Source organism: Armatimonadota bacterium (genome assembly GCA_020354555.1).
Classification (GTDB): Bacteria; Armatimonadota; Hebobacteria.
This window is the reverse complement of sequence record CP070648.1, coordinates 3,088,377-3,098,902: the sequence shown is the minus strand read 5'-3', so window position 1 is coordinate 3,098,902 and position 10,526 is coordinate 3,088,377. Positions and strand designations below refer to the sequence as shown.

Genomic DNA, 10,526 nt, shown 5'->3' with positions numbered 1-10,526 from the left:
TTCTTTCTCGCGCCCGGCGGCCGCCTCCGCACTTCCCGTCCCATCACCGCGGGCAGCGCAAGCTACGAGTACGATCCCGCCAATCCGGTTCCCACTCGCGGCGGCGCGAATCTGTTGATACCTGCCGGCCCCATGGATCAACGCGAGGTGGAGCAGCGCCCTGACGTGCTCTCCTTCTCCACCACGACGTTGGCCTATCCCGTGGAGGTCACAGGGCAGGTCACGGTGCAGTTGTGGGCGTCGAGTTCGGCCCGCGATACGGCTTTCACGGCCAAGCTCTGCGACGTGTATCCTGACGGCCGCTCGATGCTGCTCTGCGACGGGGCGCTGCGCGCCGCCTGCCGGGAGTCCTTCTCCGACCTGTCGCCCATCGAGGCGGGCAGGATCTACGAGTTGAATATGGACCTCGGCTCGACCAGCATCATCTTCAACCAGGGCCATCGCATTCGGGTGGAGATCTCATCCAGCAACTACCCCCGCTTTGCCGCGCACCCCAACGTCTGGGGTGACGGCAAGCCTCAGGTCGCGCATCAGACCATCTACTTCGGCGGCGGCCACCCCTCGGCGGTGATCCTGCCCGTCGTATCCGGCGCCGAATAGCACCGTGCCGCGCGCTCCGTTGTCCGGCCGGTCAGCAGACGTGACTCCCTCGTGCGGAGGTAGGGCCTCATGACACGTGGGCCTCGGTTTCGGGCTGCGGCCCCACGTCTTGCTGCCGCCGCGTTCGCGTGCCTCCTTGTGTTGCCGCGCGCGTCCGCCCGGCAGGTTTCCGACGTACGCACCTATATGGTGCCGATGCGCGACGGCGTGCGACTCGCCACCGATGTCCGCTTGCCCGACGGCAGCGGCCCCTGGGCGGCGGTTCTGATGCGCACACCCTACGGCAGGAGCAGAACAGCGGGCGGTCTCGAACACTACGCAATCGTATGCCAGGACGTACGTGGGCGCGGTGATTCCGAGGGCTGCGCGCGCCCGTTCTTCGATGACGGATGGGGCGAGCATCAGGACGGTTTCGACACCGTGACGTGGATTCTCGCCCAGCCATGGTGCAACGGCAAGATCGGCACCCTCGGCCCCTCCGCCCTCGGCATCACCCAGAGCCTGCTCGCGGGCACCGACCCCCCCGGAGTCTTGTGCCAGCACATCAGCGTCGCGTGCGGGAGTCTCTACCATCACATGGCATATCCCGGAGGAACCTTCCGCCAGGCGCTGGTCGCCGGCTGGCTCGAGGAAGCCGCATGGCCGGCGGACAACCTCGGCCTGATCTTCAACCATCCCGCATATGACGAGCTGTGGCGGACCGTGGACTCCGTCGCGTGCGTCGCACAGGAACGCGTGACCATACCCGCGGTTCATATCGGCGGTTGGTTCGACATCTTCGCCCAGGGCACGATTGACAGCTTCGTGTCGCGCAGTCGCGTTGCCCCCAACCAGTGGATGATCATCGGCCCGTGGGCCCATGCCATCAAGCGCGAGATCGGCGAGTTCGCCTTCCCATCGAACGCAATCGAGCTTCCGCCCCTGGCCGACCCCGAACAGCGGCCGCTGTGGTTCGATTTCTGGCTCGCTGGCAAGGACACCGGGCTGCGCGGCATTCCGCGCGTGCACTACTACGTCATGGGCGCGTGCGACGAGGAGGGTGCGCCCGGCAACCAATGGCGGACCGCTGACTCCTGGCCGGTCGCGGCGCAGCCGACCAGGTTCTTCCTCGCGCCCGCAGGGGAGTTGGTGCGCCAAGCGCCGACGACGACCAGCACCGCGACCTACGACTACGATCCCGCCGACCCGGTACCCACTCGCGGCGGCGGGAATCTGTTGATCCCCGCCGGCCCGATGGATCAACGCGAGGTGGAGCAGCGCCCTGACGTGCTGTCTTTCACAACCGCGACCCTGACGTATCCGGTGGAGGTCACAGGGCAGGTGACGGTGCAGTTGTGGGCGTCGAGTTCGGCCCGCGATACGGCTTTCACGGCCAAGCTCTGCGACGTGTATCCCGACGGCCGCTCGATGCTGCTCTGCGACGGCGCGCTGCGCGCGGCGTGCCGCGAATCGTTCTCCGAACTGTCGCCGATCGAGCCGGGCGAGATGTACGAGTTCAACATAGACGTTGGTTCGACCAGCATCATCTTCAACCAGGGCCACCGCATCCGTGTGGCGATCTCATCCAGCAACTACCCCCGCTTTGCCACACACCCGAACGTGTGGGGCGAAGGCGCGCCTCAGGTAGCGCATCAGACCATCTACTTCGGCGGCGACCACCCCTCGGCGGTGATCCTGCCCATCGTGGCGATAACGGAGTAGCCTCCATCCCAAGCCGCAGCTCCGACCCTCTCGGATGACGGGAACAACGCGCCACGCGCCGGTCGCGCTCAGGGCTTTCGCCGCCACATACGACGTCTTCCCCAAGAGGGAATCCGCCCCCCAACAGTGAATCGCTACCGGCGAGCCGCAAAAGCCGGCGTCGCGGTCTGCCCGCGATCTTCACTGGCATGAACGAACAGCCGACAGCAGAGCAACCGAGGGGCAACCTCCCGCAGTGCGCGTCGTGCGGACAGCCGCTGCCGCAATCGGCACGCTACTGCCCCTCGTGTGGCCGCATGCTGGCCGCCGCGCCGCCCGACGTTGATGTCGGCGGCTGGTTCAAGGCGGGATGGGACCTGTTCGTCAAGAACGCCGGCCCCGCAATCGGCATCCCGCTCGTCGCACTCGGGCCCGCCATCATTCTCGTGGTTCTCGGCTACATCGGCACCGTCATTGTGGCCGTGCTCAGCGATACCATGCGCGGCGGGGCCGTCGTCACTGCGGTAGCGTCGTTGGGCGCTCTGATCGGCCTGCTCGGTCTGATCGTCGTCCTCGTCATGCCGGCACTTTGGGCGGGCATATGCGCGTGCTTTCTGGCGGGCATACGAACCGGCAAGCTGACCACCGACAACCTGGGGGTCGGCTTCCGCAACTGGTGGGCCTGCACGTGGGTGGTGTGGTTGCTGTACCTCGGCATCCTCTTGTGCGTCCCGTTTCTCCTCATACTCGTCGGCCTGCCGCTTATCTTTGCGCTGATCAGCCTCGGGTGGCTCGCTGTCTTCCGGATCGTGGACAGGAACTGCGGCGGAGGCGAGGCGCTGGAATTCGCCTGGAACGCCATGCGCGGCCGGCTGTGGATGATGCTGCTCTTCACCTTCATCGTAGTCGCTCTAATCTACGCGGGGCAGTCGGCGATGCTCGTCGGCATCGTCGTGACCACCCCGATCGGTATTGCCGCGTTCGCCGCGGGCTATGATGCCCTGACCAGGCAAGCGGTGGGTAAACCGTGATGGACACCGGCTCGACGCAGCCTTGTCTCGTTCGGCGGAAGCTGGGCGGGCGCCATACGATGTGAGAGCGGGAAAACGCTTCAGAGAGGTACAAGCATGACGGAGAAACGCGACAAGCCAAAACTCACGCGACGCGAGTTCCTCGGCAAATCACTGCGCACGGCGGGGGCAGTGACCGCCGGCGCGGCGCTGCCCTATTTCGTACCGGCAAAGGCGCTCGGCGCCGACGGCGTGGGCCCGAATGATAAGATCGCGATGGGTTTCATCGGCGTCGGCGGCATGGGCAGCGGGCATCTTGGCGGGTTTGTCCACAATCCGCGCGTCAAGGTGCTCGCGGTCTGCGATGTGTACGAGCCGCACCGCAGCCGCGCCCAGGCGCGAGTGGGGGAGGGCTGCGCGGCGTACAACGATTACCGCGAACTCCTCGACCGCGACGACATTGACGCCGTCGTCATCGCCACTCCAGATCACTGGCACGCGCTGACCAGCATCCACGCCTGCCAGGCGGGCAAGGACATCTACTGCGAGAAGCCGTTGTCCCTAACTATCGAGGATGGGCGCGCCATGGTAGATGCGGTGCGCCGCTACGGACGCGTGTTCCAGACCGGCAGCCAGCAGCGCTCCGACGACAACTTCCGCTTCGCCTGCGAGCTCGTCCGCAGCGGACGCATCGGCAAGCTCCACACCGTCCGCTCCGGCATCGGCGGCGGCCCGACCTCCGGCTGGGACCCGGACACCGATCCCCCGCCCGGGCTCGACTGGAACATGTGGCTCGGCCCTGCCCCGTGGGTGCCGTTTAACCCGCAGCGCTGCATCTACAACTTCCGCTGGTTCTGGGAGTACTCCGGCGGCAAGATGACGGACTGGGGCGCCCACCACAATGACATCGCACAGTGGGGCATGGGCACCGAGCGCACCGGGCCGATACGCGTCACGCCGGTGCGTGCGACTTTCCCCACCGACGGCTTGTACGAAACCGCGACCTCCTTCGAGATCGCGTGTGAGTACGCCAACGGCGTGACCCTCATCACCTCCAGCGACGGTCACGGCGCGCGCTTCGAGGGGCCCGACGGCTGGGTGCACGTTGACCGCGGCTTCCTCGACGCTTCACCCAAAGAGTTGCTGGAAGAGAAACTTGGGCCGGGCGACGTTCACCTCTACCGCAGCCCGGGGCACCACGAGGACTGGCTCAACTGCATCGAGACGCGCGAGCGGCCGATCTGCGATGTCGAGATCGGCTACAAGTCCATCGTCGTGTGCCATCTCGAGAATATCGCGATTCGCACCGGCCGGACGCTGCACTGGGATCCGGACAAAGAGCGCTTCGTTAATGACGAAGAAGCCAACCGCTGGATCAGCAAACCATATCGCGCCCCGTGGCACCTGTGAGAGGAGGCCTTCATTGATGCGCCGTGTGACATGCTTGTTGACGTTGTTTGTGATCGCCGCTTTCACGTGGGCCGCGCTCGCGGCCGAGGACCCGGCGGCGCTGCTCAACAATCTGCGCAGCTCCGACACGGAAACCCGGATGGCCGCGGTCGAAGCCGCAAGCCGGGCCGGCGCGGAGGCGGTCGCGCCGCTGTTCGAACTCATGGACGGCGAGAACGAGACGGCCGCCCTCGCCGCGCGTCTCGCCGTGCAGGCGATGGTGCATCAGGCGGCGGCCCCGGCATCGGATCTCAACCGCGCCGCGGTTTCCCGCGCGCTGGTCGAGCGGGCAGTCTCCTCGCAGCCGGCACAGGTGCGCACGTTCGCAATCAGGATGCTGTCCTTCGTGGGACGCGACGAGGCGGTCCCCGCGCTGGCGGGCCTGCTCGGTGACCCTGATCTCGGCGAGATCGCCCGCTGGGCGCTGGTGCGCATTCCCGGCAAAGCCAGTCTCGGTGCGCTTGCCGGCGCCATGCCGGGTGCGACCGGTGACATGAAGATCGGCCTTGTCAATGCCCTCGGCGCGCGCGGCGCGGCATCCGCGCTGCCGGCGCTCGAGAGCGCAGCCGCTGCCGACGACCCCGCGGTTCGCGCAGCGGCACTTCAGGCCATCGCGCGCATACCGACAGGCCGCTCCGAGCAGTTTCTGCGCAGGCGACTTGATGACACCCAGGGCGGGGACAACGTAACCGCGTGGGACGCCTACGTCCGCCTGGCCGAGGCGTTGCTCTCGGATCGCAAGCGCGGCGCCGCGGCGAAGGCATTCCGCCACGCCTATGAGGCCGCCCCGGCCGAGCAACTGCGCTGCGCCGGCCTGATCGGCCTCGGCAGAGCGGGCCGCGAGATGGGCGTCACCGCAGCGCTCGACGCGCTCGCCGGGCCCGAACGTAACCTGAGGGGTGCGGCGATCGAAGCGCTCGTGGCCGCGCCCGGTCCGCAGGCGACCACGCTGATCGCCGACCGTATGCTAAGCTGCGATACCTGCCCAAGGGCGCTGCTCGCCGACGTGCTCGGCCGGCGCGGCGACCCTGCGGCCGTGAGACAACTAGCCGCAGCAAGCCGCGACCGCGACAAGTCTGTGCGCGTTGCCGCAACCGCAGCCCTGGGACAGACCGGCGACGCCGCGGCTCTGTCGGCCCTCACGCCGCGCTTGCGTGATCCGTCGCGCGAGGTGCGCGACGCGGCGCTGGCATCTGTCGTGCGCCTCTCCACTGCTCCCGCGGCCCGCGCGGAAATCAAGGCCCTGGCTGACACCTCCCCGGCGCTGCGCGCTCCGCTCCTGCGCGTCATGGCGCACTGGGAAGCCCCGGCACTCCTGCCCACCTTCCTCGAGGCGGCGGCCGACTCCAACGAACAGATCGTCGTCGCGGGGCTGCTCGGCATCACCCGCTTGCTGGCGCTTGAGATCGAGCCGGCGCAAGCATCGCGCATCGAAACCGGACTTATGCGCCTCGCGAGCGGCGGATCGCCCGCGGTCAAGGCCGCCGCGCTCCAAGGCTACCTCACGATTGCCGATCGCCGCCGCGCGACTGAAGGCGCCGACACACTCGATATGTACCACCGCGCGCTGCGGCTTGCGCCTGACGACGAGAATCGCCGCACCGCCCTGCGCGGCATCGCCGCCATCGCCAGCGTTGACTCGGCGCCGTTCGTCGAGCCGTTCCTGATCCAAGGTGGCGTCATGAGCGAGGCGGCTGCGGCCGCCATGCCGATCGCCGATAAGCTGGCCCAGGCCGGCGATAAGGACAAAGCCATCGAGCTGTACCGGGAAGTCATCCCCGCGACCTCCGACCGCGGCGTGTTGAGCACTGCGGTCGAGCGCCTGCGTGATCTCGGCGTCGAGATGGACATCGCGGCGGAGACCGGCTTCATCACCCACTGGTGGGTGCTCGGTCCGTTCTCCGCTCGCGAGGCGATGACCACCCGCGACGTCGTGCCGACCGATCGCGCAATAAACGTCAATGCACCGGTCACCGTGGACGGCACCCCCTTCAGCTGGAAGTACGTGCACGTCGCCGACCCGCTCGGCATGCTCGACTTCCGCGAGGCGGTGGCCCCCAGGGATGATGTCGCCGCGTACGCCTACGCCGAGGTGACAAGCGACACCGCCCGCGACGTCATCTTTAAGATCGGCAGCGACGACGCCGTCGTGTGCTGGCTCAACGGCAAGCGCATCCACTTCAATGACGTCGATCGCGGCTACGGTCCGGATCAGGACCTCGTGCCCACGCGCCTGCGGTCGGGGATGAACGCCATCCTAATGAAGGTGCTCAACGGCGGCGCCGATTGGGCCGGCGGCCTGCGCATCACGGATGCGAACAACGTTCCCCTGCGGCTCGAGCAGCGCAAGCAATAGCGCGAGTGCGGCCGGCGTCCGTTGTGAAGCCGGCGATAGCCGGGCGGGGCTTTGGCCCCGCCCGGCTGCCGCATCGCCTTCGGCGCGCTGCTCATCGGATACTACGAGGGCGGCGACCTGCGTTACGCGGAGCGCGTGGGTACCGGCTATGACGACGACACGCTCGACCCCCTCACCGATATGCTCGCTCCGCGACAGACCGATGATCGGCCATTCGCCGAAACGGCTGTCCCGCGCCTGGCCGTGCACTGGGTGAGGCGGGAGTCGGTGTGCCACGTGGGATTCACCGAATGGACGCCGGACGGCAGGCTGCGCCACCCGCGCTTCCTCGGCCTGCGCGATGGCAATGACCCAAAGGACGTGGCGCGCGAGAAACGATCCCTGTGATAGCCTTCGCGGAGGCGCGGATCTTCCGGATGCCGCGCCACATCCATCCGCTTACACCCGCGAGTTCGACCTCGTGAACTCTATCAACTCGTCCACGTGCGCGAATGCAAGACCGGTGACCGTGTCCGCGCAGCCGTAGTACACCGCGATCCTCCCCGTGGGCGCGTCGGCGAGGGCGGCACACGGAAACACGACGTTGGGCGTGTCGCCGACGCACTCGTACAGCTCCTGCGGCGACATGATGTAGGGCGCGGTGCGGTACATCACCTTCCACGGCTGTTCAAGGTCGAGCAGTGCTGCCCCCGCGCTGTACACGAACCCGTTGCAGCTCGTCAGCACGCCGTGGTAGATCAACAGCCACCCCTCGGTCGTCTCGATAGGCACCGGCCCCGCGCCGATCTTCGTGCTCTGCCAGCCGCCGCTCGGCGACATGACGTGGCGGTGGCAGCCCCAATGGACGAGATCCGGGCTGTGGCTGAGGAAGATATCCCCGAACGGCGTGTGCCCGTTATCGCTCGGGCGATTGAGCATCACGTACTTGCCGCCGATCTTGCGCGGGAACAGCACCCCGTTGCGGTTGAACGGCAGCAGCGCGTTCTCCATCTTGTGGAAGGTCTCGAAGTCGGTCGTCCACGCCACTCCGATGGTCGGGCCGTGGTAGCCGTTGCACCACGTCACGTAATACCGGTCCTCGATCCAGCACACGCGCGGGTCGTAGCCGTACTCCCAGCGCGTCACGTCGGGATCGTCGTCGCAGGCGAAATGAATGCGCTCCGAGTTGATGTGCCACGCCACGCCGTCCTTACTCTGCCCGGCGTGGAGCTGCATGAACCGCCGCGTGTCGTCGCAGCGAAACACCCCCGCGAACGCGCCGTCGAACGGCACCACCGCGCTGTTAAAGATGCTGTTGGCACCGGGGAATAAGTCGCGCGGGATGACCGGGTTGCCGCTGTGCCGCCACATCACACCCGCATAGCCCTGCGGCTTGTCCTCCCACGGCATGTTCGGCAGCGGCTCGCCAATGATCGTTGGACTCCGCGAAGCGCTCATTTCATATTCCTCTCTACTCGGGGATGCCGCGCGTTCCATCGAGCCCGCGCGCCGCTGCGATTCTAGCCCAAGCCGCGCGGGAAAGCAATGCCGCGAACGCCGGGACAAGGCCGCCTGACAGCCGCTGACCGGATTGGTCACGCCTGGTCGAGTGTGCGATAATGGAAACGCCGCGCCGCAGGAAGGGAATGCGATACGTGAACTGTCGTCCGTGGCTGATAGTTGCCGCAGCGATGCTGCTTCCGCGAGCTGGCGCGAGTGCGCCGGCCGCGCCCAGCCCGAACGCGTGCCCTGCCGTCAAGCTCATTCGGCACGGCCCGGTTTGGACCCTCAGCAACGGCATCGTCGAAGTCGCGTTCGATACGGAGCGGGTCGGCGTCCGCGAGTTCCGATTCACGGGCGCTGCGAACGTCTTGGCCGAGGACGGCATGTACCTGGACTGCAACGTGCCCGAGGGCTACTACGGCTTCACCAAGCACGGCAATCCGACGATGGAGAGCGCTCGCGTCTGTGCGCGAACCCGGCAGTACGTGGACGTCGCGGTGCGCGGACGGTTCTACGACCCCGGCGCGGCCTGGGCATCCCCGCTCATCGTGGATTGGCACGTTGTGCTCCAGCGAGGCGATCCGGGGTTCTATTCCTACATCACTGCCGCGCATCAGCCCGGCGCGGGTGAGATGGAACTCGGGCAGCTGCGCGCGGTGCTGCGGTGTGCGGAGCGTTTCGCCGACTACGCCTTGACGCCCCAGCGCACCGGCCGCTGGGCCGACCACGACTGGAAGTACACGCTGAGCCGTCGATGGGAGCCGTGGAGCGCGCACGGCCTGGTTGACCCGATGACGCGGGAAAGCGTGTGGGCGGTCTATGGCCTCAAGCACTGGTGTCGCGGTCCGGATCAGCGCGATCTCACACTGCACGACGGCATCATCCTCACCATGTTCGAGGCCGGGCACTACGGCGTATTCCCTACCTCGCGGCCGTCGTCGGCGCGCGTCCGCCGGGGATGGCGCAAGCTGTACGGGCCGGTCTTCTACATGCTGACCCGGGGCGGCTCGATTCGTCAGATGTACGCCGCGGCCTCAGCTCGTGGTGACGAGGATCGGCGCCACTGGCCCCCGCCGTGGCTAGCGGAGGAAGTCGGTCAACCAGCGACCGTTCGGGGCGAGGTCGCCCCCAGCAGCTTGCAAGAACCCGTGCGCGTCGTGCTGCGCAACGACCGTTACATCTTCTGGACCACATGCAGCCCGGGCCAGGCCTTCCGAATCTCCGGCGTATTTCCGGGCGAATACGACCTCATCGCGCGGCAGGGGCCGCACGCCTCGGCGAAAGCACGGACAGTGTCGGTGACCGAAGAGGGGCTGAACGTCGCGCAAGTCCGACTGGCCCCGAGCATCCCGCGCGGCAAGCTGCTGTGGGAAATCGGCACATTAGATGACAGCTGCGAGGAGTTCGCCGGCGGCCCGCATTGCTGGGACTTCGAGGGTTTCAAGCTATACGCCGAGGAGTTCCAGGAAACCCACGCTTACACCGTGGGCGAGAGCCGCCCGGATCGCGACTGGTATTGGATTCACCCCGGCCCGCTGGACGACTTCGCGGGGAGCAAGGTGCACCCCTGGACCATCCGTTTCGATCTACAGGCCGTGCCGCAACGTTCGCTTCTGCTCCACATCGTCTTCGCCGACACAATGTCGGCGGCCCACATCTCTCCTCCCGTCTATCGCGTTGAGTTGAACGGACGCAAGCTCGCCTCGCTGCAACTCGCCGACGGCGGCCAAGCGGGTACCTACTGCGTCGCAGACGTCGGCGTGCCGCAGCACTATCGCATCCGCGTTCCTCGCCAGGCGCTCGTCGCGGGCTCCAACGTGCTGGTCGTGTACCCGGAGAAGAACAGCTACGTGATGTACGACTACATAGCCCTGCGGGAGCCGGGCCGCTAGTCGCGTTCGCTGACAGCTGGCCGCCATTCACGGACAGCAGCCACACACTTCCGGAGC

General features: G+C 67.1%; 8 protein-coding genes. 7 read left to right on the top strand and 1 reads right to left on the bottom strand.

Annotated elements, in window-relative coordinates; genetic code table 11:
- The 6 genes from JSV65_12655 to JSV65_12630 form a co-directional block, all read left to right on the top strand.
- The coding region (locus tag JSV65_12655; protein UCH33418.1) for a CocE/NonD family hydrolase at window positions 1-600 on the top strand (600 nt) is incomplete at its 5' end.
- A gap of 69 nt (window positions 601-669) precedes the next feature.
- Window positions 670-2,301 (top strand): CocE/NonD family hydrolase, encoded by a 1,632-nt coding sequence (locus JSV65_12650; protein UCH33417.1) that lies wholly within the window; start codon window positions 670-672, stop codon window positions 2,299-2,301.
- A gap of 188 nt (window positions 2,302-2,489) precedes the next feature.
- Entirely contained in the window at window positions 2,490-3,311 is an 822-nt protein-coding gene (locus JSV65_12645) for a zinc ribbon domain-containing protein (protein UCH33416.1), read from the top strand.
- Window positions 3,312-3,407: 96 nt separating this feature from the next.
- Entirely contained in the window at window positions 3,408-4,700 is a 1,293-nt protein-coding gene (locus JSV65_12640) for a Gfo/Idh/MocA family oxidoreductase (protein ID UCH33415.1), read from the top strand.
- Between the two features lie 16 nt (window positions 4,701-4,716).
- The gene (locus tag JSV65_12635) at window positions 4,717-7,095 is read left to right on the top strand and encodes a HEAT repeat domain-containing protein (GenBank protein UCH33414.1); all 2,379 of its coding nucleotides are present in this window, start codon (window positions 4,717-4,719) and stop codon (window positions 7,093-7,095) included.
- Between the two features lie 51 nt (window positions 7,096-7,146).
- Window positions 7,147-7,482 (top strand): hypothetical protein, encoded by a 336-nt coding sequence (locus JSV65_12630; GenBank protein ID UCH33413.1) that lies wholly within the window; start codon window positions 7,147-7,149, stop codon window positions 7,480-7,482.
- A gap of 51 nt (window positions 7,483-7,533) precedes the next feature.
- On the opposite strand, the gene JSV65_12625 is transcribed toward JSV65_12630, so the two are convergent.
- On the bottom strand, window positions 7,534-8,532 hold the full coding sequence (locus JSV65_12625) for a glycoside hydrolase family 130 protein (protein UCH33412.1): 999 nt from the start codon (window positions 8,530-8,532) through the stop codon (window positions 7,534-7,536).
- 188 nt (window positions 8,533-8,720) lie between these two features.
- On the opposite strand from JSV65_12625, the gene JSV65_12620 reads away from it, so the two are divergent.
- Window positions 8,721-10,469, top strand: coding sequence for a hypothetical protein (locus JSV65_12620; GenBank protein ID UCH33411.1), 1,749 nt, complete (start codon window positions 8,721-8,723; stop codon window positions 10,467-10,469).
- Window positions 10,470-10,526: the final 57 nt, after the last annotated feature.

Excerpts from the sequence above, each read along its gene's own strand:
- JSV65_12650 (UCH33417.1), top strand. The coding sequence starts at position 670 with ATGACACGTGGGCCTCGGTTTCGGGCTGCGGCCCCACGTCTTGCTGCC.
- JSV65_12645 (UCH33416.1), top strand. The coding sequence starts at position 2,490 with ATGAACGAACAGCCGACAGCAGAGCAACCGAGGGGCAACCTCCCGCAG.
- JSV65_12640 (UCH33415.1), top strand. The coding sequence starts at position 3,408 with ATGACGGAGAAACGCGACAAGCCAAAACTCACGCGACGCGAGTTCCTC.
- JSV65_12635 (UCH33414.1), top strand. The coding sequence starts at position 4,717 with ATGCGCCGTGTGACATGCTTGTTGACGTTGTTTGTGATCGCCGCTTTC.
- JSV65_12625 (UCH33412.1), bottom strand. The coding sequence starts at position 8,532 with ATGAGCGCTTCGCGGAGTCCAACGATCATTGGCGAGCCGCTGCCGAAC.
- JSV65_12620 (UCH33411.1), top strand. The coding sequence starts at position 8,721 with ATGCGATACGTGAACTGTCGTCCGTGGCTGATAGTTGCCGCAGCGATG.